This is a genomic window from Bacillus sp. C28GYM-DRY-1 (assembly GCF_030519405.1).
Taxonomy (GTDB): domain Bacteria; phylum Bacillota; class Bacilli; order Bacillales; family Bacillaceae; genus Bacillus; species Bacillus spizizenii_A.
In genome coordinates this window covers 124,328-148,593 of record NZ_JAUMKF010000006.1, presented here as the reverse complement: position 1 = coordinate 148,593, position 24,266 = coordinate 124,328, and the positions used below count along the sequence as shown (strand labels likewise).

The 24,266-nt window shown below is 44.8% G+C and carries 23 protein-coding genes and 1 other annotated feature; of the genes, 3 read left to right on the top strand and 20 right to left on the bottom strand.

Features of this window, described 5'->3' with window-relative positions:
- Nucleotides 1–43: 43 nt before the first annotated feature.
- The 3 genes from aspS to Q3W56_RS08375 form a co-directional block, all read right to left on the bottom strand.
- Nucleotides 44–1,822, bottom strand: coding sequence for an aspartate--tRNA ligase (gene aspS / locus Q3W56_RS08385; RefSeq protein ID WP_019715218.1), 1,779 nt, complete (start codon nt 1,820–1,822; stop codon nt 44–46).
- Between the two features lie 13 nt (nt 1,823–1,835).
- Nucleotides 1,836–3,110: a histidine--tRNA ligase gene (gene hisS / locus Q3W56_RS08380; RefSeq protein WP_003222705.1), complete on the bottom strand. Its 1,275-nt coding sequence runs from the start codon at nt 3,108–3,110 to the stop codon at nt 1,836–1,838.
- An 84-nt stretch (nt 3,111–3,194) separates the two neighbouring features.
- Nucleotides 3,195–3,426: a binding site (T-box leader), on the bottom strand.
- A gap of 59 nt (nt 3,427–3,485) precedes the next feature.
- Nucleotides 3,486–3,656: a YrzK family protein gene (locus Q3W56_RS08375; protein ID WP_003222701.1), complete on the bottom strand. Its 171-nt coding sequence runs from the start codon at nt 3,654–3,656 to the stop codon at nt 3,486–3,488.
- 132 nt (nt 3,657–3,788) lie between these two features.
- Here Q3W56_RS08375 and Q3W56_RS08370 point away from each other — a divergent pair, with 132 nt between their 5' ends.
- Nucleotides 3,789–5,342, top strand: coding sequence for an N-acetylmuramoyl-L-alanine amidase family protein (locus Q3W56_RS08370; protein WP_302895137.1), 1,554 nt, complete (start codon nt 3,789–3,791; stop codon nt 5,340–5,342).
- 25 nt (nt 5,343–5,367) lie between these two features.
- Here Q3W56_RS08370 and dtd read toward each other — a convergent pair whose 3' ends face one another.
- The 8 genes from dtd to comN all read right to left on the bottom strand — a co-directional run bounded on the left by dtd (nt 5,368) and on the right by comN (nt 14,753).
- The gene (dtd, locus tag Q3W56_RS08365) at nt 5,368–5,808 is read right to left on the bottom strand and encodes a D-aminoacyl-tRNA deacylase (protein WP_019715220.1); all 441 of its coding nucleotides are present in this window, start codon (nt 5,806–5,808) and stop codon (nt 5,368–5,370) included.
- Nucleotides 5,809–5,820: 12 nt separating this feature from the next.
- Nucleotides 5,821–8,025, bottom strand: coding sequence for a GTP diphosphokinase (gene relA / locus Q3W56_RS08360; RefSeq protein WP_302895136.1), 2,205 nt, complete (start codon nt 8,023–8,025; stop codon nt 5,821–5,823).
- A gap of 168 nt (nt 8,026–8,193) precedes the next feature.
- Nucleotides 8,194–8,706, bottom strand: coding sequence for an adenine phosphoribosyltransferase (locus Q3W56_RS08355; protein ID WP_019715222.1), 513 nt, complete (start codon nt 8,704–8,706; stop codon nt 8,194–8,196).
- Nucleotides 8,707–8,711: 5 nt separating this feature from the next.
- The gene (gene recJ / locus Q3W56_RS08350; RefSeq protein ID WP_302895135.1) at nt 8,712–11,072 is read right to left on the bottom strand and encodes a single-stranded-DNA-specific exonuclease RecJ; all 2,361 of its coding nucleotides are present in this window, start codon (nt 11,070–11,072) and stop codon (nt 8,712–8,714) included.
- 66 nt (nt 11,073–11,138) lie between these two features.
- A complete protein-coding gene (locus Q3W56_RS08345; RefSeq protein WP_019715224.1) occupies nt 11,139–11,471 on the bottom strand; it encodes a LapA family protein in 333 nt (110 codons plus the stop codon).
- 79 nt (nt 11,472–11,550) lie between these two features.
- Nucleotides 11,551–12,048 carry a cation:proton antiporter regulatory subunit gene (locus tag Q3W56_RS08340; RefSeq protein WP_302895134.1) on the bottom strand — a complete coding sequence of 166 codons (498 nt, stop codon included), beginning with the start codon at nt 12,046–12,048 and terminating at the stop codon, nt 11,551–11,553.
- Between the two features lie 156 nt (nt 12,049–12,204).
- Nucleotides 12,205–14,418 (bottom strand): protein translocase subunit SecDF, encoded by a 2,214-nt coding sequence (gene secDF / locus Q3W56_RS08335; RefSeq protein WP_302895133.1) that lies wholly within the window; start codon nt 14,416–14,418, stop codon nt 12,205–12,207.
- 38 nt (nt 14,419–14,456) lie between these two features.
- On the bottom strand, nt 14,457–14,753 hold the full coding sequence (gene comN / locus Q3W56_RS08330) for a post-transcriptional regulator ComN (RefSeq protein ID WP_003222684.1): 297 nt from the start codon (nt 14,751–14,753) through the stop codon (nt 14,457–14,459).
- A 115-nt stretch (nt 14,754–14,868) separates the two neighbouring features.
- Between comN and spoVB the strand changes: the two genes are divergently transcribed.
- A complete protein-coding gene (gene spoVB, locus Q3W56_RS08325; protein WP_268397796.1) occupies nt 14,869–16,425 on the top strand; it encodes a stage V sporulation protein B in 1,557 nt (518 codons plus the stop codon).
- Nucleotides 16,426–16,431: 6 nt separating this feature from the next.
- Here the strand turns inward: spoVB and Q3W56_RS08320 are convergent, their stop codons facing one another.
- Nucleotides 16,432–17,088, bottom strand: coding sequence for a DUF421 domain-containing protein (locus tag Q3W56_RS08320; protein ID WP_302895132.1), 657 nt, complete (start codon nt 17,086–17,088; stop codon nt 16,432–16,434).
- 196 nt (nt 17,089–17,284) lie between these two features.
- Between Q3W56_RS08320 and Q3W56_RS08315 the strand changes: the two genes are divergently transcribed.
- Nucleotides 17,285–17,674, top strand: a complete 390-nt coding sequence (locus tag Q3W56_RS08315; protein WP_032728255.1) for a TIGR04086 family membrane protein — start codon at nt 17,285–17,287, stop codon at nt 17,672–17,674.
- A 202-nt stretch (nt 17,675–17,876) separates the two neighbouring features.
- On the opposite strand, the gene yajC is transcribed toward Q3W56_RS08315, so the two are convergent.
- The 8 genes from yajC to Q3W56_RS08275 all read right to left on the bottom strand — a co-directional run bounded on the left by yajC (nt 17,877) and on the right by Q3W56_RS08275 (nt 24,235).
- The gene (gene yajC / locus Q3W56_RS08310) at nt 17,877–18,143 is read right to left on the bottom strand and encodes a preprotein translocase subunit YajC (protein WP_003222677.1); all 267 of its coding nucleotides are present in this window, start codon (nt 18,141–18,143) and stop codon (nt 17,877–17,879) included.
- A 41-nt stretch (nt 18,144–18,184) separates the two neighbouring features.
- On the bottom strand, nt 18,185–19,330 hold the full coding sequence (gene tgt / locus Q3W56_RS08305; protein ID WP_019715230.1) for a tRNA guanosine(34) transglycosylase Tgt: 1,146 nt from the start codon (nt 19,328–19,330) through the stop codon (nt 18,185–18,187).
- A 26-nt stretch (nt 19,331–19,356) separates the two neighbouring features.
- Nucleotides 19,357–20,385: a tRNA preQ1(34) S-adenosylmethionine ribosyltransferase-isomerase QueA gene (queA, locus tag Q3W56_RS08300; RefSeq protein ID WP_302895131.1), complete on the bottom strand. Its 1,029-nt coding sequence runs from the start codon at nt 20,383–20,385 to the stop codon at nt 19,357–19,359.
- Nucleotides 20,386–20,413: 28 nt separating this feature from the next.
- Nucleotides 20,414–20,614, bottom strand: coding sequence for a DUF2905 domain-containing protein (locus tag Q3W56_RS08295; protein WP_019715232.1), 201 nt, complete (start codon nt 20,612–20,614; stop codon nt 20,414–20,416).
- Nucleotides 20,607–21,611, bottom strand: a complete 1,005-nt coding sequence (ruvB, locus tag Q3W56_RS08290) for a Holliday junction branch migration DNA helicase RuvB (protein WP_019715233.1) — start codon at nt 21,609–21,611, stop codon at nt 20,607–20,609. The genes Q3W56_RS08295 and ruvB overlap by 8 nt, the downstream gene beginning before the upstream one ends.
- A 10-nt stretch (nt 21,612–21,621) precedes the next feature.
- Nucleotides 21,622–22,230 carry a Holliday junction branch migration protein RuvA gene (gene ruvA / locus Q3W56_RS08285; RefSeq protein WP_302895130.1) on the bottom strand — a complete coding sequence of 203 codons (609 nt, stop codon included), beginning with the start codon at nt 22,228–22,230 and terminating at the stop codon, nt 21,622–21,624.
- 137 nt (nt 22,231–22,367) lie between these two features.
- Nucleotides 22,368–22,880 carry a sporulation cell-cell signaling protein BofC gene (gene bofC / locus Q3W56_RS08280; RefSeq protein WP_302895129.1) on the bottom strand — a complete coding sequence of 171 codons (513 nt, stop codon included), beginning with the start codon at nt 22,878–22,880 and terminating at the stop codon, nt 22,368–22,370.
- Between the two features lie 47 nt (nt 22,881–22,927).
- Nucleotides 22,928–24,235, bottom strand: coding sequence for an MFS transporter (locus Q3W56_RS08275; protein ID WP_302895128.1), 1,308 nt, complete (start codon nt 24,233–24,235; stop codon nt 22,928–22,930).
- Nucleotides 24,236–24,266 lie beyond the last annotated feature (31 nt).

Genomic DNA, 24,266 nt, shown 5'->3' with positions numbered 1-24,266 from the left:
CATATCACAGACGATTTTGATCTTCAAGAATCGAGCTGCTCATTCAATTTTTAACTTTATTCTTGATTGAAAGATGAAGCTCATCAAGCTGGGCGTCGCTTACTTCCCCTGGCGCTTCTGTCATCAGGCAGCTTGCGCTTGCAGTTTTCGGGAATGCGATCGTATCTCTTAGGTTCGTACGTCCTGCGAGAAGCATGACGAGACGGTCTAAGCCGAGCGCGATTCCGCCGTGCGGAGGAGCGCCGTATTCAAATGCCTCCAGTAAGAATCCGAACTGCTCAGCTGCTTCTTCTTGTGAGAAGCCGAGAAGCGTAAACATTTTTTCCTGGATATCCTTTTCGAAAATACGGATCGAACCGCCGCCAAGCTCATAGCCGTTTAAGACGAGATCATAAGCTTGTGCTTTCATGTCCTCAGGCGCTGTTTCAATCAACTCAAGGTCTTCACGGACAGGCATTGTGAACGGATGATGGGCTGCGTAAAAACGGCCTTCCTCCTGGTCATGCTCTAAGAGCGGCCAGTCGATAACCCATAAGAAATTGAACAGGCTTTCGTCAATCAGCCCTCGTTCTTTCCCAAGCTTTAAGCGCAGGGCGCCGAGTGATGCGGCTACAACTTCGAATTTATCCGCTCCAAACAGCAGCAAATCACCTTCAGCAGCATCAAGTGCTTCAATCAGTTTAGACTGCTTTTCTTCATCAAAGAATTTGGCGATCGGGCCTTTCACTCCGTCTGCCTCAACTTTTACCCAGGCAAGCCCTTTCGCCCCGTAGTTAGCTGCAAAAGCGCCAAGAGCGTCGATGTCTTTTCTGGAGTAATCGCCAGCTCCACCTTTTACATTGATGGCTTTTACCACACCGCCGTTTGCCACAGCTGATGAGAATACTTTAAATTCTGTGTCCTTCACAATGTCAGATACATCTGTCAAAAGCATATCAAAACGCGTATCCGGTTTATCCGAACCATAATTGTTCATCGCCTCGTCATACGTCATACGAGGAAGAGGAAGCTTGAGTTCCACACCTTTTGTTTCACGCATGATCTTTGCCATCATATCCTCAGCCAATGACATAATGTCTTCCTGGCTCATAAAGGACATTTCAATATCGATTTGCGTAAACTCAGGCTGGCGGTCTGCACGCAAGTCTTCATCGCGGAAACAGCGGGCAATCTGATAATACCGTTCAATACCGGATACCATCAGAAGCTGTTTAAATAGCTGCGGAGACTGAGGCAGCGCATAGAATTCACCTTCGTGCACACGGCTCGGCACTAAGTAGTCACGTGCGCCCTCAGGTGTGCTTTTTGTTAAAATCGGTGTTTCAATATCAAGAAACCCGTTATCATCTAAAAAGCTGCGGACAGCTTTCGTCACGTTATGTCGCATCTGCATCGTTTGAAACATAGCCGGTCTGCGCAAATCTAAGTAACGGTGTTTTAAACGGACGTCCTCTGATACGTCTTCAGCTTGATCAGAAATCGCAAACGGAGGTGTCTTTGCAGCACTTAATACGGTCACTTCATCAGCGTGAATTTCAATCGCGCCTGTTTTCAAATTCGTATTGACTGTGCCCTCTTCACGCGCCACCACTTTTCCTTGAATATCAAGCACGTATTCGTTTCTGATGCCTTCCGCAATAGCAAGCGCTTCTTTTGACACATCAGGGTTAAACACGACTTGAACAATTCCCGTACGGTCACGCAAGTCAATAAAAATCAATCCTCCGAGATCCCGTCTTTTTTGGACCCAGCCTTTTAGCGTTACAGATTCACCGATTGCTTTTTCAGTTATATCACCGCAATAATATGTTCTTCCAAACAATACATTCCACTCCTTATCCCTTTTGGTTTGCCTTCATCACATGTATAAATTCATCAAGTGCCACTTCAATCTGTTCGCCCGTCTGTGCATCCTTAACATTGATTTTATTTTGGGCAAGCTCATCTTCACCCAAAATCGCAATAAATCTGGCATTCAGGCGGTCAGCTGTTTTAAACTGGCCTTTCATTTTCTTATTTTCATAATCGATTTCGCTGGAAATGCCTGCTTCTCTCAGTTTGTACACCAATGAAACAGAATAATCCTTGGCCTTTTCGCCGAGTGTGACGATATAGCAGTCGATTCCCTGATCAACAGGCAGCTCTCTTTTTTCAGCATCAATTGCGGCAAGCAGGCGTTCAATGCTCATCGCAAATCCGATGCCCGGCGCTTCAGGTCCGCCGATCTGTTCGACAAGTCCGTCGTAGCGTCCGCCGCCGGCAAGTGTCGTAATCGCGCCAAAGCCCTCCGCATTGCTCATAATTTCAAATGCGGTATGGTTGTAATAATCCAGCCCTCTCACAAGGTTAGGGTCAATTTCATACGAAATGCCAAGATCGTTTAAGTATTGTTTCACTTTCTCAAAATAAGCGGCTGATTCTTCATTTAAATATGTCAGAATCGAAGGTGCCGTTTTCATCAGCTCATGATCACGGTCTTTTTTGCAGTCCAAGATTCTGAGCGGGTTTGTGTGCAACCGTGACTGGCAGTCTGAACAAAACTCTTCAATGCGAGGCTCAAAATGTTTAACGAGCGCTTCTCTGTAGCTTTTGCGGCTTTCTTGGTCGCCTAGGCTGTTTATGACAAGCTTAACGTTTTGCAAGCCTGCTTTCTGATAAATACTCATCGCAAGCGCCATGACTTCGGCATCAATTGCAGGATCTTTCGAGCCTATCGCTTCAATTCCAAATTGATAAAACTGGCGGTAGCGGCCCGTCTGGGGACGTTCATAACGGAACATTGGCCCGACATAATAAAGCTTTGTCGGCTGGACAGGGTTTGCGAATAGCTTGTTTTCATTAAAAGCGCGAACCGCCGCTGCTGTTCCTTCCGGACGAAGCGTCAGGCTTCTGCCTTTTCGGTCCTGAAAGGTATACATTTCTTTTTGCACGATATCCGTCGATTCTCCGACGCCTCTGGCAAACAGTTCTGTATGCTCAAAAATCGGTGTGCGAATTTCTTTATATTGATAAGTGCGGCAAGTGTCTCTCATAATTTGTTCAACAAACTGCCAGCGATCTGATTCTCCAGGCAGGATATCCTGTGTCCCTCTTGGAATGCTATATCCCATATGTAGACCTCCTTATGTATTCCTTATATACAATGATCGTAATGATGAAAATGAAAAAAACTCTCGTCCCTACTATACATGTATAGTAGGGACGAGAGTTATACCCGTGGTGCCACCCTAGTTGGAATATGTTCATATTCCCGCTCGATCCTTTAACGCAGGTTCACGTTCACTGCCTAATGACGGGATTAACGCGTTCAGCAGGAAACCTCCGGAGTGTTGTTTCGAGAAAGACGCAATGGGATCCGCTTTCAGCCTGGGGCGGTTCCTCTCTAGCCATGCAATCTGACCTACTCTTCTCCATTATTGGTTCAAATCTTTCATCATTTGCTATGTACTCAATTTCTATTATAATAATGGGATTGGAGTTCTCTGTCAAGCTTTATTCCGGTTGTTTTTCCTCATCGCTGCTTCTTTGGACATAAGACCAAATTCAGATGCTGTTTCAGTAAGATAACCGGTCGTTTCGGGATCTGCATGATCGCTGTAATGCAGATTTGCTTCACCGTCGTGAAATGCACGTCCCATTTTTGGATGATATTTCATGATTTGCACACCTTTTTGATTGTATTTATGCCTAGTATAAACAAATCATTTTATTTTTATTTAAAAATCAGAAAGGACTTTACGATAATAAGCAAGAATGCTTTTTTAATGATCATGAGAAAGGAGGACACAATGAGCAAGAAATACTTTGTTCTTATTGTATCTATTATTTTCGCGGGGGCGCTTTTCCCGCCACTTTCCTCCGTTACAGCCGCTCAAGGAGAAGCGGTCATCGCAACAGATGAAATGAACGTCAGAAGCGGTCCGGGGCTTAGCTACGGGATTACAGCGGAAGCGAAAAGAGGAGAGCGCTATCCGATTTTAAAGGAAGATGGAGACTGGGTGCAGATACAACTTGGTTCCGGAGAAAAAGGATGGGTGGTCTCCTGGCTTATTACAAAGGAAGACCAAGCCAGTACAAGCTCTTCGGAAAGCAGTGATATTGTGACATCAACAGACCCCGATCTGCGGATGAGAACCGGACCGGGCACTTCATACGAAGTCATCGGCAAATTCCCGCAAGGCAGCCAAGCGTCTGTCATTGATAAAGATTCGGGCTGGATTAAGATATCCTATCAAAATACTACCGGATGGGTGTCATCTGAATATATTACATCAGGCCGCAGCAGTTCAGCGTCTTCCAAGAGTGCTCAAACTGAATCTTCCGGTGCTTCAACGGGCACGGTCGGTGTATCTTCACTACATGTTAGGGCCTCCGCCTCACATGACGCAGCGATTATAACGAAGCTTGATCGTGGAACGAAGCTTACAATTCTCAACGAGAAAAACGGCTGGGCTCACATCGAGGTGAACGGGCTGAAAGGCTGGGTTGCAAGTCATTACCTTTTAACTAATTCTGATCCAGCTGAAAGTTCGGCTAATGCAGGCAGTTCACCCCCCGCTAAAAAAGCCTATATTGTATACGGAGGAACGAATGTAAGAAGTGATGCATCTACATCAGCTTCGATCGTAGAACGTGCTGCCAAAGGCGATTCGTTTACTATTACAGGTTCAAAGGGCAGCTGGTATGAGATTAAGCTTGATAACGGGCAGACTGGTTATGTAGCTAATTGGGTGGTCCAAACGTCTAAAAGCGCGGAAGAAGCAGGTGAACCCCCTGTCTCTGACTCCCCATCCGGAAACGGTTCTCTGAACAATAAAACGATTATTGTTGACCCGGGACACGGAGGAAAAGACAGCGGAACGATCGGCTATTCTGGTAAATTCGAGAAAAACCTGACGATCAAAACGGCAAAACTGCTCGCCAGCAAGCTCAGATCAGCTGGAGCCGATGTCTATGTAACACGCCAGGATGATACCTTTGTCAGCCTACAGTCACGTGTCTCTACGTCTCACTATCGCAACGCTGATGCATTCATCAGCATTCACTATGACAGCTATGCGGATATTTCCACGAGAGGCAGCACTGCTTACTACTACAGTCCTGCCAAAGATGAGGAACTGGCATCAGATGTACACTCTGAAGTGGCGAAGCGTTCTTCCATTCCTGACCGCGGCGTATTATTCGGAGATTATTATGTGCTTCGGGAAAATAGACAGCCCGCTATGCTGTATGAGCTGGGATATGTAAGCCATCCGCAGGAAGAAGCCATTGTACATAGCAATTCATACCAAGAAAAAGTTACAGACGGGATCGAAAGCGGATTAGAGAAATATTTCCAATAAAAAAAGCTGCCTTTTGGCAGCTTTTCTATTTTGAATCCATAATGAGGGTGACGGGTCCAGAGTTTGTAAGCTGAACATCCATCATCGCTCCAAACGTTCCGGTCTCAACTTTGATTCCTTTTTCGCGGAGCAGATCGTTCCATTTTTCATAAAGACCTAAAGCTTTATCAGGCTTGGCAGCGTTCATATAGTTCGGCCGGCGCCCCTTCTTCGTATCTCCGTAAAGCGTAAACTGTGAAACAGATAAAATCTCTCCTCCTATATCTAAAAGAGACAGATTCATTTTTCCTTCACTGTCATCAAAAATACGAAGATGAACAACTTTATCGGCTAAATAGGCTGCATCCTCTTCTGTATCATCGTGAGTGATGCCGACCAGCACCATGATGCCTTGTCCAATTTGGCCGACGACCTCATCATCCACTGTAACGCTTGCTTCTGTTACTCGCTGAACAACTAATTTCATTTTCTAACCCCTTTAGTTCATGACGCGGCGTACAGAATAAATATCTCTAATCTGTTTAATACGCTCGACAACTTTGTGCAAGTGATTAATGTTCTGAATAAAAATCGCCATATGAATGGTTGCCACTTTATTGCGATCCGATTTGCCAGAGACAGATGAAATATTTGTTTTCGTTTCATTTACTGCCTGAAGCACCTCGTTCAGCAATCCGCGGCGGTCATATCCAAGAATCTCTATCTCAACATTGTATTCCTTGCGCTTTTGAACCTGTGACTCATGTTCCCACTCTACCGGGATCAGCCGCTCTTGGGCTTCATTCGTTTTGACATTCGGACAGTCTCCACGATGGACCGAAACCCCTCTGCCTTTTGTGATAAATCCGACAATATCGTCACCTGGTACAGGATTGCAGCATTTTGATAAACGGACAAGAAGATTGTCGATACCCTTGACACGAACGCCCGCTTCGCGTTTTCTGCCCTGCGGGTATGGTTTAGATTCCGCATTGACGTCTTGAACGATCTTTTCCTGTTCTTCCTGATCACGCTGCTTTCTCTCTTTTTCTGTCAGGCGGTTTGCCACCTGTAAGGCTGTAATGCCGTTGTAGCCGACCGCTGCGTACATATCCTCTTCATTTGAGAAATTAAACTTGTCAGCAACCTTCTGGATATTTTCCGGCGTTAAGACATCCTTCACTTCAAAATCCAAATTTTTAATTTCTTTTTCAACCAGTTCACGGCCTTTTTCGACATTTTCTTCGCGCCGCTGTTTCTTAAAGAATTGACGGATCTTATGCTTCGCCTGGGATGTTTGGGCAAGCTTCACCCAATCCTGGCTCGGACCGTAGGAATGCTTAGAAGTGAGAATTTCAACGATATCACCTGTCCGAAGCTTATGGTCCAGCGTTACCATTTTTCCGTTTACTTTGGCACCAATTGTTTTATTGCCGATTTCCGAGTGTATCCGGTAAGAAAAATCAATCGGAACAGAACCGGATGGAAGCTCGATTACATCTCCTTTCGGCGTAAAAACATATACCATGTCAGAAAACAAATCGATTTTGAGCGATTCCATAAATTCTTCTGCATCTGTTGATTCATTTTGGAATTCTAAAATTTCACGGAACCAAGAAAGCTTTTTCTCAAAGGTTACGCCTTCATTGGCCGCTTTCCCTTCTTTATAAGCCCAGTGAGCCGCAACCCCGTATTCCGCAATTTCATGCATTTCAAAGGTGCGAATCTGCACTTCCAGCGGATCGCCTTTAGGCCCGATAACCGTTGTATGAAGCGATTGATACATATTCGGCTTCGGCATTGCGATATAATCTTTGAATCTGCCGGGCATCGGCTTCCAGCATGTGTGAATGATGCCGAGCACCGCGTAGCAGTCCTTTATGCTATTCACAAGAATGCGGACAGCCAGCAAATCGTAAATTTCGTTGAATTGTTTATTTTGCAGCACCATTTTTCGATAGATGCTGTAAATATGTTTCGGACGTCCCGAGAAGTCAGCCTTGATGTTCACTTCTTCGACACGTTTCTTCACTTCATTGACAACCTCATCGACATAAAGCTCACGTTCTGCGCGTTTCTTCTTCATGAGGTTGACAATTCTGTAATATTGCTGAGGATTCAAATAACGGAGCGCCGTATCTTCCAATTCCCACTTAATTTTTGAAATCCCGAGACGATGCGCCAATGGTGCAAAAATCTCCAGTGTTTCATTAGAAATTCTCCGCTGTTTTTCCTGAGGCAGATGTTTCAGCGTCCGCATATTGTGGAGACGATCCGCCAGCTTAATCAGTATGACCCGGATATCTTGAGCCATAGCGACAAACATTTTGCGATGATTTTCCGCCTGCTGTTCCTCTTGAGATTTATATTTAATTTTACCGAGCTTCGTTACGCCGTCCACAAGCATTGCCACTTCTTCGGAAAATGCTTCTTTCAGGTCATCGAGCGTCACATCTGTATCTTCCACGACATCGTGCAGAAATCCTCCCGCGATTGTGGAAGGGTCCATTTCAAGATCAACGAGAATTCCCGCAACCTGAATCGGATGAATAATATATGGCTCGCCCGATTTGCGGTATTGCTCGCGATGAGCATCTTCAGCGTAAAGATATGCTTTTTCGACAAATGCGATATGCTCATCAGATAGATAGCTGCGCGCTTTATCTATAACTTGCTCGGCAGTCAATACTTGTTCGTTCGCCATGGAATCACCTTTTTTAGAATGTAAACTGTATTGTAGTTTATTATCAAGAAAAAACCGAAAGATGTAAAGAGCAGAAGTTCAAATAGCCAAATATTATATAAAATAATTGCAAAACAATAGGAAAAAAGCACCCTGACATGGAGTGCTTTTTTCGGTATGCGATTATCTTTAGTATTTCATCAATGTTAATATGTCATAATCTTCAAGTTTCTTTCTGCCGTCAAGGTAAGAAAGCTCGATTAAGAAAGCGATACCAGCAACAACGCCGCCAAGCTCTTCAACAAGTTTGATTGTTGCTTCAATTGTGCCGCCTGTCGCAAGCAAGTCATCTGTGATAAGCACACGCTGACCCGGTTTAATCGCATCTTTGTGGATCGTTAATACGTCTTTTCCGTATTCCAAACCGTAGTCCACTTTGATCACTTCACGAGGCAATTTGCCTTCTTTGCGGACCGGCGCAAAACCTACGCCAAGCGCGTAAGCAACGGGACAGCCGATAATAAAGCCGCGCGCTTCAGGGCCGACGACCAAATCAATTTGCTTTTCTTTCGCATATTCAACAATTTGGTCTGTGGCATAGCGGTATACGTCGCCTTTATCCATCAGTGTCGTAATATCTTTAAATTGCACGCCCTCTTTCGGGTAATCCGGTACAATTGTTACGTATTGTTTTAAATCCATCTGTTTTATGTCCTCCTCGTACTTTCATAAGCCTCTGAATCTTGTTTCATCAGCTTATTCAGCCATTCCTTCAGCTCTTCAGCAGAAGAATAATTCAGCTTTTGATCCAATTCCATCAGCTGCTGTTTTGCCTGATATGTTTGTGAGTCCGTTAAGTCGCGTTTCTTTACTCCACTAACCACAGACAGCACACCATTCTCTATTTTAACAAAACCTAGATCAAAAAACACCTTTGTCATGAAATTGATTGTTTCAACAGACCAGCCTTTATGTCTCGCAAGATCTGAACCATGTTTTTTTACGTCAAAAGCGCCTCTTTTCAGCAAAAACGCATAATACCATTTAAAGTGGTCTCTTGCTGGAAATGTTGATAAAAAGTGGTCCTCTTGATTGAGAAAAATGAAATATATCCGCTCAGGCTGCTTGCCTTCCAGCAAACGTGCGAGCATGTCCAACGAAGGCGGCGGATCCAGCAATACAATATATGCACCATCAAGGTCAAACGCCTTCGCTTGATCCTCAGAGCTGATGACGTGCACTTCACGGCGAAGGTCTTCAGTCTGAAGAAGTGTTGTTGAGTCTTCTTTGAAAGAGACAATGGCCCGTTTAGCAGATGGAAGGACGGAAACTGTGTCTTCCCACATCCGTTTTCCCCTTAAATCAAACAGCTGCCATTCAGAAACAGCGGCATCCTTAATCATTAACTGCGGTTTTTTTCTATTGTTCCATTCGTTGATAGACATCTCACCGACAATTGATATTCTTGAACCCGGGACGATGCCTTCTTCTAGCTCACCTTTATTAAAACCAACGCAATCAAGCTGAGACGACTCGTTTCTGACCGTCATTTTCACATGATTTTTATTAGCGCCGATCTTGCGGACATCTTCCAGCACAGCGTTTTCTACGAGGACGTGCGGTTTCGGGTTCAGCATGCCAAATGGGGACAGCAGGTTCATTTCTGTGATGCTTTCAACCGTAATGTCCTCGACACCGCAGACAAGATCGACTTCCTGTACGGGAATAAAATCCTCTTCCGTAAGCGTGTTGACTGCTATTTCATTCAGCCTGTGTCGCAAATCCGGCACATCTTCGGCATTCAGCGTCATTCCCGCAGCCATTGGGTGGCCGCCGAAATGTGGAAGAATATCTCTGCATTCTGAAAGGCTCTCGAATAAGTTAAAGCCTCTGATGCTTCGGGCCGAGCCTTTAGCAATCCCTTTTTCTTCATCAATGCCAAGCACAATGGCCGGACGGTAGAAACGGTCCACAAGCTTTGAAGCCACAATCCCCACGACTCCTGGATTCCACCCGGATTTGGCCACAACAATAGCAGTTTGATCGAGACCTTGCTGTTCAACCATTTCAATCGCTTCATCCGTCATTTTACTAACCATTTTTTGGCGCTCTTTGTTCAGCTGGTCAATTTCAGCGGCAAGCTCTTCCGCTTCAAACGAATCCTCTGACATGAGCAAATGAACAGCGGGATTCGCCTGTTCGATTCGTCCGACGGCATTCAGCCTTGGTGCTATTTGGAACCCGACAGTTTCTTCGTTCGCTTCTCCGATGTCTCCGCCTGACAGCTTGACCAGCTCTTTTAAGCCCAGTCGATTCGTCCGACGAAGCCTTTCAAGTCCTAGTGTTGCAATTAATCTGTTTTCGCCATGCAACGGGACAAGATCGGCAATAGTGCCGATTGCCGCCAGGTCAAGCAGTTCATCCGGGAGTTCGCCCAATAAAGCGTGGGAGAGCTTAAACGCGACCCCGACCCCGGCAAGTTCTTTAAACGGGTAGGTGCAGCCTGGCTGCTTCGGGTGGACGATCGCATGGACATCCGGAAGCTCCGGTCCCGGCTCATGGTGATCGGTAATAATGACATCCAGCCCGAGTTCCTTTGCTACCTTCGCTTCATGCACAGCGGCAATTCCTGTATCAACTGTAATAATCAGAGAGTAGCCCCGCTCTTTAATCGAACGAAATGCCTGTTCATTAGGGCCATATCCTTCTTTAAAGCGGTCAGGTATATAAAAATCAACTTGAGCCGACAGCTTTTGCAGTGTGTGAAGCATCACTGACGTACTGGTAACTCCATCGGCGTCATAATCGCCATATATCATAATCTGTTCTTGTTGTGATATCGCCTGTTTTATACGATCTGCGGCTTCTTTCATGCCTTTCATTTCGAAAGGATCATAAAAATCGGCATCCTTTGTATGTAAAAACAGCCTTGCGCTTTCTGCCGTATCAAAGCCTCTTTTTACAAGCAGGGACGCAACAAGAGGTGTTATATGCAATTGTTCTGTGAGTGATTTGACCTTATCCTGATCTGGTCGCTGGATTTCCCATCGCATTTTTGACGCTAACATAAATTCACCCCTCAACCACCCTATTATACTAGAGCAGGCTGAGGGGTTTCAAATATTATTCAAAAACTAGTCTTTTTTCTCAAGTCCGGTTGATGCATCCTTTATGTCGTTCTGTTCAGGATACAGTGTATCTTCTTGTTTATGTATCGTCTCTTGTGTTGTTTTGTTTTCTTTCCGCAACGCTTTTATTTCCCGCTTTAATCTCATCACCTGAAAAATGCCGGCAGAAAATACGATCAACGCACCCATTAAAACCGAGCCTAAAATGACAAGAATGAGCGGCCACTCCGATCTGCCAAACAGGTAATCAACTTCTACGGATCTAACATTAATGACTGCAAAAATAGCGACAATTAAGGTAAAAATAAGTGCGAAAATGATTGTCCATTGTTTATTCATTCTCTATCCCCCAAAGTTTATTTACCTGAGGTATCTTTCCCTGTCTGAACTAATTTTAAACATGACTTGACGCTCTTGATCAAACCTCTTTTGCAGTTAATTTTTCCCTGATCAGTCTCTTCAATCCGTTTCCATCACCGGACATCACTAGTGTATCACCTTCATCAATGACTGTTTCAGATCCTGGGTTTAGTAGTTTATCCTGATTTTTCTTAATAATCGCGATGACAGTTACATGGTACTCCTGCCTCGCATTCAAATCACCAATTGTATGATGGATAGCAGGCGCACCTGTCTTTGCTTTACACCACTCTATGATTAAATCATCAAGGGCTGCCTCGACCCTTTCTAATACTTTCGGTTTATATGCCATTCCGCCGAGAATTGCAGAAATCTGCCTCGCTTCAGCATCATCAAACTGCACGGAGGCAACACATTCTTCATGATCATTTTCATCAAAATAGTACAGCTCCTTCCGGCCGTCATGATGAATGATAATTGAAATTTTATCGCGATTTCTAGTAATGATCTCAAATTTATGCCCTATGCCCGGCAGCTGCGATTCGCGAATCCTCATATATAAACCCTCCTACATATCTGAAAACCAGCCACAAACACGCTTAACACCATTTATATGTGTAAATGTAAGCGTATGTCATTATAGCAAATGTCTATTTTAAGTTCAATGAAACTTCAAAAAACAGGCTGCCCTGCAAAGGACAGCCTGAATTTTTTATTGCACCGAATCTTTTTTCAGTTCTTTTCCTTTCCATACAAGCCAAATTTGTGCGGCAATGTAGAGAGAGGAATAAACGCCTGTTAACAGTCCGACCAATAAAGCGAATGAGAAGTTTGTAATCGAAGATGCTCCAAAGATGAGCAGTGTCACTACAACAATCACGACAGTTAATACAGTGTTAATTGAACGTGTAAAGGTTTGCTGCAGACTCAGGTTTACAATATGGTTGAGGTCGGCAAATGTTTTCGGCTTGCGCTTCTTCATATGCTCGCGAATCCTGTCAAATGTAACGATTGTATCGTTAATCGAATATCCGATAATCGTCAGTATAGCAGCGATGAACGTAACATCTACCTCCAGCCTTGCAATACTGAAAACCGTGACAATAAAGAATGCGTCATAAAGCAGCGAAGCTATCGCGGCGATCGCCATTTTATATTCGAACCGTATCGAAACGTAAATAATGATTCCAATAGAAGCTATAGCAAGTGCGTACAGAGCATTTCTCGCCAGCTCTTTACCGACTGTCGGTGAAACTGTGCTGACATTTGGCTCTGTCCCGTATTTGTCTTTAAAGTGCGTTTTTACTTTGGCAATCGTCTCTTTATCTGGCACTCCAACAAAACGGGCAACACCGATATTTTTCTTTTCGCCTGACAGAACAACGGTGTCAGGGTCCATGCCAAGTGATTCAAAATCTTTCTCCACCTGCTCTGTTGTCAGCTTATGGTCACTTTGGACTTCAATCCGTGCACCGCTCGCAAAGTCAATGCCCAGATTCAACTTAAACACAAGCAGAATAATAATTCCGGCAATTGTGATTGCACTTGAGATGATAAAGAAATATTTGCGTTTTCTTGTAAAATCCCATCTTTGGAACGGCGTATGCGGCTCTGTATTTTCATCTGTATCCTGAATATTCATAATGTGCTTCTTGTTGACGCCGAACCAGCCTTTTTTCCGATCAAGCCATCTGCTTTCCACAAGGAGACCAAGGAGAAATCTTGATAAGAAAACAGCAGTGATAAAGCTTGTCAAAATTGACAGAATCAACATCGTCGCAAACCCTTTTACAGAGCTTGTCCCAAAGATGAAGAGCACAACGGCCGCAATAATCGTTGTAACATTTGCATCAAGAATCGTCGCGAATGACCGTCTGTTTCCTGAACGGAAGGCAGAGCGGACTGACTTTCCTAGCTTGAGCTCTTCTTTAATCCGCTCATAGGTGATGATATTGGCGTCGACTGCCATCCCGACACCTAAAATGAGCGCGGCAATTCCCGGAAGCGTGAGCACAGCATTCATCCAGTCAAAGACCTGGAGTGTAATATAGATATAAACTGATAGCGTAATGATCGCAATAAAACCCGGCAGGCGGTAATAGAAAAGCATAAACAAGAAAATAATTGCGATACCGACAATCCCGGCAAACACCGTCTCCTGGAGCGCCTGCTGGCCGAATTGTGCACCTACTGATGTTGAATATTTTTCAGTCAGTTTCACAGGAAGCGCGCCGGCGTTTAAAATGCTGGCTAAATCTTTTGCTTCTTGAACAGTAAACTGTCCTTCAATTGTCACGTCTGTTGTGTTCAATTCCTGACTTACATTTGGAGCTGATACATATTTAGGATGTTCTTTTTGAACTTCTTTTTTGAAGGAGTCACCTTTTTCGTAATCCATCCAAATGACAAGCTGGTTATTTGGCGCCATTTTCATGACCTTTTTGGTCACATCGCCGAATTTATCAGCATCCTTCAATTTAATGCTGACAATCGGTTCATTTGTTTTGGCGTCATATGTTTGTTTAGCCCCGTTTTCGACGAGGTCAGAGCCATTCAGCAATTCCTTATCATTTGTATCTCTAAAAGAAAGCTGCGCTTCAGTGGCTAAGATTTCACGCGCTCTGTTTTGGTTTGTCACCCCAGCGAGCTGAACGCGAATCCGGTCATTTCCTTCAATTTGGATGTTCGGTTCGCTGACACCGAGAACATTGGCCCTGCGGTTCAACGCCTCTACCGTGCTGACCAGAACGTCTTTTGTGATTTTGTCACCTTTTTTTACGGGCTGTACATCATACAGCACCTCAAATCCGCCTTGCAAATCCAATCCTAACGTAATATTGTTCGCGGCAGGCTTCGTAAAGTAGCCCAAGCCTGTGCCAATCAATAAAACGATAAGGAAAAACGCAATCAAGCGTCCTTTTTTCATTATGTATATCCTCCCTTAAACCTGTACGAATCAATCTGCTATCTCAGCAGTTCTTCCAATGCTTCCTGGCCTTCTTCACTGCCCAGCCAATTAGACGTTTTAAATGACTCAACAGTTGCATAGTTCATAAATTCGCCAATTTTTACTGATAGAATATCGCTTGTCATTTCATAAATGTGCAGTTCCGTTTTCTTTTTCCACTTTTTACCTGTTAAGTATGACCACAAACTTTCGAGTTCAACATCATCATACCCGAGAATCTTAAACTCTTCCAGTTTGCTGTAAAGAAACGGCCTGACGTGGTCTTTATATAGATCAGCAGGATGCTTCTCCATGAATTCCACGCTCCTTTTTCATTGTTTTTCAAGAAGACTTGTCATGCTTGGACGATATATACGCATATCTTTATTGTATATGATTACAGGTAGTTTGAGAAGGCAGGGGGTAAAAATGGCGAAACAGACGTTTTTAAGGGGCACTCTTATTCTTATCGCAGCAGGAATGGTTACAAGAATGCTCGGGTTTGTCAACCGGGTGGTTATCGCCCGGTTTATCGGTGAAGAAGGAGTCGGGCTTTACATGATGGCGGCGCCTACCTTCTTCTTGGCCACCACATTAACTCAATTCGGTCTGCCGGTCGCGATCAGCAAGCTTGTCGCTGAAGCCAGCGCGCGCGGAGACCATCAAAAAACTAAAAATATTTTAGTCATGTCTCTGACCATCACAGGAGTCCTCAGCCTGATTTTCACACCACTGTTTCTATTTTTCGCCCCGGTTATGGCTGAAACGATGCTGACAGATAAAAGAACACTTTATCCGCTCCTGGCCATTACGCCGGTTGTGCCGATTATCGCCATATCAAGTGTGCTTAGAGGATACTTTCAAGGAAAACAGAATATGAACCCGCTTGCCGTGTCCCAAGTCCTTGAACAAGTCATCCGCATTTCACTCGTCGCTGTCTGTACGACGATTTTTCTCCCTTACGGAATTGAATACGCCGCAGCGGGGGCAATGCTATCCTCAGTCGCAGGGGAGCTGGCGTCACTTCTGTATTTATTTGTTTGTTTTAAATATAAAAAGACAATTAAAATCAGAAAGCACTTTTTCCAGTCGATTAAAAACGGAAAACAAACATTTTCTCAATTAATGAGCGTGTCCCTTCCAACGACCGGGAGCCGCTTTATCGGCAATCTCTCTTGGTTTTTTGAGCCGATTGTCGTCGCTCAAAGCCTTGCCATCGCCGGTGTGGCGACAGTTGCCGCTACCAAGCAATACGGGGAGCTGACCGGCTTTGCCATGACCCTGCTCACTCTGCCCAGCTTTATTACATATTCTTTATCGACCGCGCTTGTTCCTGCGATCAGTGAAGGAATGGAGCAGAAAAAATTGCAGGTGGTGGAATACCGCTTGGAACAGGCCATGCGTCTATGTCTGCTCAGCGGAGGCATTTCAGTTGTCATATTATTTGTATTTGCGGATGAGCTGATGAGGGTGATGTACGGTTCCTCAGGCGCAGCTGTATTTATAAAAGTGATGGCCCCGTTTTTTCTGCTTTATTATTTTCAGGGCCCTCTTCAAGCTGTGCTGCAGGCGCTTAATTTAGCAGGGGCTGCGATGATGAACAGCTTAATCGGAGCGCTTGTCAAAACCGGTCTTATTTTCGTCCTTGCCACCAGGCCGTCTCTCGGTATTATGGGCGCGGCATTAGCCATTGTGACAGGCATGGTTCTCGTCACGCTTTTGCACGCGGCAACCGTAAGCAAGGTACTGCCGATCAGTATCAAAATCAAGGAGTACGCGCTCAGCTTCGCTGTTATTGTAATTTGCGGATTCATCAGCTCCGCCATCAAACAATATGTAAGCTTTGGATCGTCCGAGGCTGTGAATGTCGCCGGATGGATTGCGATAAGTGCTGCCATCTATATCATCCTCCTGCTCACTTTCCGTTTAATTAAAAAAGATGAACTTCGCCGTATTCCTATTATCGGACGTTTAATCGTCCGATAATAAAGGTCACGTGCGGTGCCCATCTTTTTCATCTATAAATAACTCACCGTCAGTAAACGAGCAAAATGAAATACCTGAAGGATTTGCATATCCGTGTTTTCTTAGTTTCTCAAGCAGCCACTGTTTGTCTTTATCAATTCTGGACAGGTTTTCTGTTTGAATAGAGCCGTCTACAATGAGCGGCATTTCGAGCTGCCGCTGTTCTCCGCTGTTTTCTTTCTTTACAACGGTCAGTTTGCCTGACGGCTCTAAAATGGCAAATGATACATCAGCTACTCTGTCGATATTATTTTCCCTGAGCTGAACCAATAAATCATCGAAATTATAACGCTGTGATTTCATAGCATCTTCGTCAATTTCCCCATATTTAATAATAATGGTCGGCTTTCCGTCAAGAAGTTGGCGGACCTTTCGGTTTTTTAAAGAAAAGTATGCCAAAGTTACTTGGATGATCATTAATACAAGCATTGGCAAAATGGTATGAAATAGATGATCATCTACGTTTTCTATAGCTAAAACGGCAATTTCAGCCATCATGATAAAGACAACGAGATCTAAAATGCTAAGCTCCCCGATCTCCCGTTTGCCCATGAAACGAAAAATGACCAATATCACAAAATACAATATGACTGTGCGAAACGTAATAGTGAGAAGCTCTTCCATCATGCACCTCCAACTCATTATAGGTTGCAACAAAACGAATAATTTATGTAAGAAAACCGATTGTATTTCATAAAGCTTTTACGTCTAATTCACGGGATAGGGGAATACATTTTTAAAAAGACGAGCCATCAGCATGTCTGGCGGCTTTGTTCAAAAAGAACAGAAGCCTTTTAATACAGGCAGAGAGGAGACATTCATGGAGGAAACGAAACAAGTTGGAAAAGGCATTCTCTACGGCTTAATCGCTATTTTCTCAGCCATGCTCCTGACGAGTTTAGCCGTTTCACTATTACTGACGGCAACCTCGCTGGAAGAGTCATCATTTAACTGGCTGATCACCGCCATCTCATTTCTTTCTTTGTTCATCGGCGGGTTCATTTCTGGCGGTAAAGGGAAGGAAAGAGGCTGGATGATCGGGGCATTGACTGCCTTAAGCTTTTCTCTAATCATTTTATTGTTTCAGTATTTAGGGTTCGGAAAGACATTTACAGCGGAACAGCTGCTCTTCCATCTTGGATTTTTAGGGGTATGCATGCTGGGCGGGATTTTCGGCGTGAATATAAGGGGAAACAGGTCTTCCACATAAAAAATTCAGGATCCCCCGCTCTTTCAGCATGTCGACAACTTTCACATTCGTTGTCAGGCTAACATTTCCGGTACTCACGAATTTACATTCGGTGTGCTCCGGCACTCAGCCTTCCTAAACTTCAAGGGTACGAAAAAAAATACAAAAAAAGAGCGGGCTCACTCACCCGCTCTTTTTTGCTTGCTATGTATAGCTCCTGCTGTTATTCAGCAGCAGAAACTTCTCTGATCGCGCGGCGGTCGAACGTAAGACGTGTGTTTTCACCAGTCTTAATGACGACTTTGCTCTCGTCGATAGAGTCAACAGTACCGTGCAATCCCCCGATTGTCACTACTGAATCGCCTTTTTTCAGTTCCTCTTGCATTCGGCGTACTGCCTTTTGCTGTTTTTGCTGAGGACGAATCAACAAGAAGTAAAGGACCGCAAACATTAAAATAATAGGAACCAATGTACCTAAAGTGCCTGTCATGATTTTCACCCCTTTCTGTAAGCTTGTTTTTCATTTTTATTTTAGAAGCTTTTCGCATTTGGCTTGTTGTAGCCGTAACGCTCAAAGAACTCTTCTCGGAAATCACCCAGACGATCCTCGCGAATAGCCTGTCTTACCTGCTCCATTAAGTGTAACAGAAAATGAAGGTTATGGTAAGTTGTTAATCGAAGGCCAAATGTTTCATTACAGCGGATCAAGTGTCTGATATACGCGCGAGTGTAATTTTTACATGTATAGCAACCGCACTCTTCATCAATGGGACGGAAGTCTCTTTCAAATTTCGCATTTTTCATATTGAGACGGCCTTCAGCTGTAAACACAGTGCCGTTTCTTGCAATCCGAGTCGGCAGCACACAGTCAAACATGTCGACCCCGCGGATCGCTCCGTCGATCAGCGCGTCCGGAGAACCAACTCCCATCAGGTATCTCGGTTTATCCTTCGGCAAAAGCGGTGTTGTAAATTCGAGCACACGGTTCATGACATCCTTCGGTTCACCGACAGATAATCCGCCTATAGCATATCCCGGGAAATCAAGAGAAATCAAGTCCTTCGCGCTTTGCGTGCGCAGATCTTCATATTCTCCGCCTTGTACAATGCCAAACAGCCCTTGTTCATCCTGACGGTTGTGGGCATTCAGGCAGCGTTCCGCCCAGCGGCTTGTCCGTTCTACTGACCGCTTCATATAATCGTACTCTGCCGGATATGGCGGGCACTCGTCAAACGCCATCATAATATCAGAGCCGAGTGCGTTTTGGATCTCCATTGCTTTTTCCGGAGATAAAAACAGCTTGTCTCCATTTAAGTGATTGCGGAAATGAACACCCTCTTCCTCTATATTACGAAACTTGCTTAGAGAAAAGACCTGAAAACCGCCTGAATCTGTTAAAATCGCGCGGTCCCAGTTCATAAATTTATGGAGCCCGCCAGCTTCTTTCACAATATCTTGGCCCGGGCGGAGCCATAGGTGATAAGTGTTGCTTAAAATGATGCCTGCATCCATTGCTTTCAGCTCTTCAGGTGACATCGTTTTCACTGTCGCCAGTGTGCCGACCGGCATAAAAACTGGTGTTTCAAAGGAGCCGTGTGGGGTATGCACTTTGCCCAGCCGCGCTCCTGTTTGTTTGCATTCTTTTATAAATTCATAGCGTATTGGTTGTTCAGCCACTTTTGATGAGGCCTCCTGTTCTTAAATTATAAAATCAGCATCGCGTCTCCGAAGCTGAAGAAACGGTATTCCTCTTCCACCGCATGGTTATAAGCGCGCAGAACGTTTTCTCTTCCAGCAAGCGCGCTCACCAGCATAATCAATGACGATTTCGGCAAATGGAAGTTTGTAATCATTCCGTCAATGCCTTTAAATTGATAGCCTGGATAAATAAAAATAGATGTCCAGCCGCTTGAAGCTTTAAATTGACCGTCATGTTCCCCGGCAATCGTTTCAAGCGTGCGTGTCGATGTCGTGCCGACGGAAATGATCCGGCCGCCCTTTTCTCTCACTTTGTTTAAGGCTGCAGCCGTTTCTTCTGACATTTGATAAAACTCCGCATGCATATTATGCTCTTCAACATCATCGGCGCTCACAGGGCGAAACGTTCCAAGGCCTACGTGCAGAGTGATGAACTCAATTTGCACACCTTTGTCTTTCAATTGCTGCAAGATTTCTTCCGTGAAGTGAAGGCCTGCAGTAGGCGCGGCCGCAGAGCCGATTTCTTTTGAATACACGGTCTGGTAGCGCTCTCTGTCATCAAGCTGTTCCTTAATATATGGCGGGAGCGGCATTTCTCCCAGGGATTCCAGCACTTCGTAGAAAATGCCGTCATACTGGAATTCCATTTTTCTGCCGCCATGCTCAAGCTCTTCCGTGCAGACAGCCTTCAACCTTCCGTCTCCAAATGTCACAACGGTTCCTTTTTTTACACGCTTCGCCGGTTTGGCAAGTGTTTCCCACCTGTCACCAGCTTCCTGTTTCAGCAAAAGCAGTTCCACTTTTGCGCCGGTATCCTCTTTTGTGCCGAATAACCGAGCAGGCAGCACACGGGTATTGTTCAGCACAAGACAATCTCCTTCTTTAAAGAAGCTGATAATGTGTTTAAACGAGCTGTCAGCCAGCTCTCCTGTATGTTTATCAAGCACCATCAGCCTTGAAGCATCACGCTGCTCCAACGGCACTTGTGCAATTAAACGATCCGGTAATTCAAAATCAAATAAATCGACTTTCATGACATTTCACCTTTATTCTAGTCTTTTGTTATTTCATTCTGCCGAAAAGATTAAGCAAAATTGATAATACCACACTTATGATGATACAAGTGACAACCGGGAAGAAAAACGTGACATTTCCTTTTTTCACAAAAATATCTCCCGGCATCTTGCCGACAAAATGCAATACTGCTCCGATGAGAAGCAAAACAGCTCCAAGAATCATAATCATCTTAGGGAATTCAGTCATATCGGGGAGCCTCCATTTGGAAATGATGATAAACGGCCGGTGTCACGATCCTTCCCCGCGGCGTTCTTTGGATAAATCCGATTTGCAGGAGGTACGGTTCGTACACGTCTTCAATCGTATGCGATTCTTCGCCGATCGTGGCTGAAATGGTATCAAGACCCACCGGGCCGCCGTTAAATTTTTCGATCATGCCCATCAGCAGCTTGTGATCAATATGATCCAAACCGAGACGGTCAACCTGCAGCCGTTCCAGCGCATCCTGCGAAATCTCTTCCGTGATCCGGCTGTCACCCAGTACCTGAGCGAAATCCCGAACCCTTCTCAGCAGGCGGTTCGCTACGCGGGGCGTCCCTCTCGATCGCCTGGCGATTTCGAGAGCAGACGGTTTATCAATTTCAACTTCAAATACATCAGCAGTTCTTGTGACAATGTTCGCCAGCTCTTCTTGCGTATAGTACTCAAGTCGAGACATTACACCGAATCGATCTCTTAACGGCGCCGTCAAAAGCCCTACCCTTGTCGTTGCGCCTACCAGCGTAAAAGGCGGAAGATCGAGCCGGACCGAGCGGGCAGAAGGACCTTTGCCGATCACAATATCCAGACAAAAGTCTTCCATCGCAGGATATAGCACCTCTTCAATCGATCTATGAAGCCTATGTATTTCATCGATAAATAATACATCTCCCGGCTCCAGCGCCGTTAATATGGCAGCCAAATCACCAGGTCTTTCAATCGCAGGCCCAGATGTCGTACGTAATTCCACTCCCATTTCATTGGCAACGATGGAAGCAAGCGTTGTTTTCCCGAGTCCGGGCGGCCCGTACAGAAGAACATGATCGAGCGTCTCCTGTCTCATTTTTGCCGCATCTATAAACACACGCAAATTTTCTTTCACCTTATGCTGCCCGATGTACTGCGCCAAATTTTGCGGCCTCAGGCTTTGCTCTATCACTGATTCATGGTTGTCTGCTTCACTTGAGACGAGCCGTTCATCCATGAACATCACCTTACTTCAATAGTTTTTGTAATGCTTTTTTCACATACTGGTCTGTTGTTGTGAGTCCAGTATCTTCTTTTAAGTGAGGAAGCACCTTTTTGATTTCTTTTTCAGCATATCCGAGAACCCTGAGGGCCTCTAGCGCTTCTTCGAGAGCTGTTTCTGCTGTTTGTTTTTCAAGCCTTTCTTCATGATTAAACAGATTTTCAATCATTTCAGGCACTACATCAGCGAGTTTTCCTTTTAAGTCAAGAATAATCTGGCGCGCGGTTTTCTTTCCTACACCAGGAAACTTGACCAAAAAGGCTTCATCTTCATTTTCAATCGCTTGGATTACCGCTCCCGGATCCCCTGAGCCCAAGATGGCGAGTGCGCCTTTTGGACCGATTCCGGTCACGTTTAATAGTTTTGTAAAGAGCGCCTTCTCCTCCCTTGTTGAAAAACCGTAGAGCGAAAAAGCATCCTCTCTGATATGATGGTACGTAAAAATCGTTTCTTGGTTTCTCTCCTTATATATAAACGGATTCGGCGTGAAAATCTGATAGCCAATGCCGCCGTTCTCTATCACAATATATTGGGGAGATACATAATCAATCGTGCCTTTAACAAATTCGATCACGCAAATTCACCTCTTTGACTGTTCTTCATTGTACCATAAAAACAGCCAAAGTCTTATAGAAAAGTTAACATACGTTCGCTTCTCTCTCATTCTCCTACGAAAAAAAGACATGATTACATGTCTTCAATCAGCGGACGTTACCCGCTGTATGTCTTTATATGTTCTATAACATCCTCAAACTCCGCTTTTGTCCGGAATGGAATGCCTTTCAGCAAATTTTTTTGCATATGGCTTTCCAGCCTTTCTAAATCAATTTGAAAAAAAGACTGAATCGGTTCGGAAGCTGACTCAGGCCGACCATGAAAAGTGGAGATCACTCCATTGTCCGAAACACCGATATACCCATTTACCTTACTGAGCGGAGAAATATCGTCCATTTGCTTCCTGAAGAGCACATACCCCTTTTTTTGCTCGACAAGAGTCCAACCGGCATAGGCTGCCCAAAAATCATCCGTAGAAAGCACTTCTTCATGTTTATGCTCAATGCTGACATCTCCGTCCAAGTACACTTTCTCAAGCTGCACATGCACCTGCAGCGGTTCATAGTGCTCCACTTCCGCTCCAAGCGCGCGGGGCGGATCACCTATTAGAAATGCTGTGGCTGAGCAAAGCATGCCCAGCAAAAGATACGCCGTGCTGAATCGTTTCACCCTCTACACCTCTTTGCACACGTTTATGACTAGTTTGACCAATGAGGCTACTGCTTAACCGTTTTCTCTAAATTTGTTTGCACGTTTTCTCTGATAAATCGTTCCTCTGTATACACATCGGCGCTTTTCTCAGAAATCGTCAAGAATTGTGTCAGAAAAGCGCTGAAAAAATACAATACCGCAAAGATCCAAATAACCCCGCCTGCACCGAGCGGTCCAATGAAAAGACTGACGATGCCCGGCGCGATAAACGCACATAAACCAGATCCCAGATTCAAGACTGACATGGCAGCACCTTTATTATTAGGTGCAAGCGTCGGCAAAAGCGCGCTTAATGGCACGTAGCCAGCCAATACCGCACCGTAACAGCAAGCGATAATCATCAGCACCCAATACTGATGCCCGATCAACTGAGGCGTGTAATAAAGTGCCAGCGTAAAAATGCCGCACCCAACACCGCCAAACCACATCACGGTATTGCGCCAGCCAAGTTTATCTCCGACTGCACCGAAAATGATATTAAACACGATATTCACAAAAAACAGCGTCCCCCATATTTGCAGCCATTCCGAAACAGAATACCCGTAACGCGCTAAATAAGTAGGGAGAAAGATGGCAAATCCGAATTGTCCTATGGCATTAATCGTCTTGACCACACCGCCGATGCCGACTTTAGGGTTTTCAAACATAATTGTAAATGCCTTCGACAGTTCTTTCCATTTCGGCTGATCTTGTTTTTGTACCGGTGTAAATTTATCTTTGTTAAAAAACAGGGCGAGGAATCCGCCTGCCGCCACAAACAGTAAAGCGCTCCAAAGCGTATTGATTTCTCCAATAGCCGTAACCGCAAAGCTGGAATAGAACGGCCCGAGCACGTTAAGACCGCACGTAAACATAAACCAAAACCAGCCGACGGCTTTTCCGAGAATATGATGAGAGGTGCTGTATGACACCCACACGAGAAAAGAGTATGCAAACAGCGGATATCCCAAGCCTCTAAGTGCATAGCTGCCTAAGAGAGCCGGATCATGCATATGAGGAATCGCCCAGCCGATAAAAGCGGCCGAACCGAGGATAAATGCAAGCAAGCCGACAGTCATCGTTTTTCTTGGCCCCCAAGTTTGGACAAACGCGCCTGAAAGCCAAGCCGAGATGGTGACAGCAATGCCGTACATGGTAAATAATGATGCGGATTGCTGCATACTGAGACCATGATCAACGAGAAAAGGAGACAGCCAGCCTTGTTCGAGCCCGTCTCCAACCATAAAGATGACAACGCCGATATAACCCCAAACCATGTGAGAAGGAATTCTGATATTATCAAAAACATCTCCTTTAGGATGTGCTGTATTCATTTTCTCCACCGCCTACTTTTTTATAAAGTAT

Bases quoted from the DNA above. Each gene is read 5' to 3' on its own strand.
- hisS (WP_003222705.1), bottom strand. From the start codon at position 3,110: ATGGGATATAGCATTCCAAGAGGGACACAGGATATCCTGCCTGGAGAA.
- Q3W56_RS08375 (WP_003222701.1), bottom strand. From the start codon at position 3,656: ATGAAATATCATCCAAAAATGGGACGTGCATTTCACGACGGTGAAGCA.
- Q3W56_RS08370 (WP_302895137.1), top strand. From the start codon at position 3,789: ATGAGCAAGAAATACTTTGTTCTTATTGTATCTATTATTTTCGCGGGG.
- dtd (WP_019715220.1), bottom strand. From the start codon at position 5,808: ATGAAATTAGTTGTTCAGCGAGTAACAGAAGCAAGCGTTACAGTGGAT.
- relA (WP_302895136.1), bottom strand. From the start codon at position 8,025: ATGGCGAACGAACAAGTATTGACTGCCGAGCAAGTTATAGATAAAGCG.
- Q3W56_RS08355 (WP_019715222.1), bottom strand. From the start codon at position 8,706: ATGGATTTAAAACAATACGTAACAATTGTACCGGATTACCCGAAAGAG.
- recJ (WP_302895135.1), bottom strand. From the start codon at position 11,072: ATGTTAGCGTCAAAAATGCGATGGGAAATCCAGCGACCAGATCAGGAT.
- Q3W56_RS08345 (WP_019715224.1), bottom strand. From the start codon at position 11,471: ATGAATAAACAATGGACAATCATTTTCGCACTTATTTTTACCTTAATT.
- Q3W56_RS08340 (WP_302895134.1), bottom strand. From the start codon at position 12,048: ATGAGGATTCGCGAATCGCAGCTGCCGGGCATAGGGCATAAATTTGAG.
- secDF (WP_302895133.1), bottom strand. From the start codon at position 14,418: ATGAAAAAAGGACGCTTGATTGCGTTTTTCCTTATCGTTTTATTGATT.
- comN (WP_003222684.1), bottom strand. From the start codon at position 14,753: ATGGAGAAGCATCCTGCTGATCTATATAAAGACCACGTCAGGCCGTTT.
- spoVB (WP_268397796.1), top strand. From the start codon at position 14,869: ATGGCGAAACAGACGTTTTTAAGGGGCACTCTTATTCTTATCGCAGCA.
- Q3W56_RS08320 (WP_302895132.1), bottom strand. From the start codon at position 17,088: ATGGAAGAGCTTCTCACTATTACGTTTCGCACAGTCATATTGTATTTT.
- Q3W56_RS08315 (WP_032728255.1), top strand. From the start codon at position 17,285: ATGGAGGAAACGAAACAAGTTGGAAAAGGCATTCTCTACGGCTTAATC.
- yajC (WP_003222677.1), bottom strand. From the start codon at position 18,143: ATGACAGGCACTTTAGGTACATTGGTTCCTATTATTTTAATGTTTGCG.
- queA (WP_302895131.1), bottom strand. From the start codon at position 20,385: ATGAAAGTCGATTTATTTGATTTTGAATTACCGGATCGTTTAATTGCA.
- Q3W56_RS08295 (WP_019715232.1), bottom strand. From the start codon at position 20,614: ATGACTGAATTCCCTAAGATGATTATGATTCTTGGAGCTGTTTTGCTT.
- ruvB (WP_019715233.1), bottom strand. From the start codon at position 21,611: ATGGATGAACGGCTCGTCTCAAGTGAAGCAGACAACCATGAATCAGTG.
- Q3W56_RS08275 (WP_302895128.1), bottom strand. From the start codon at position 24,235: ATGAATACAGCACATCCTAAAGGAGATGTTTTTGATAATATCAGAATT.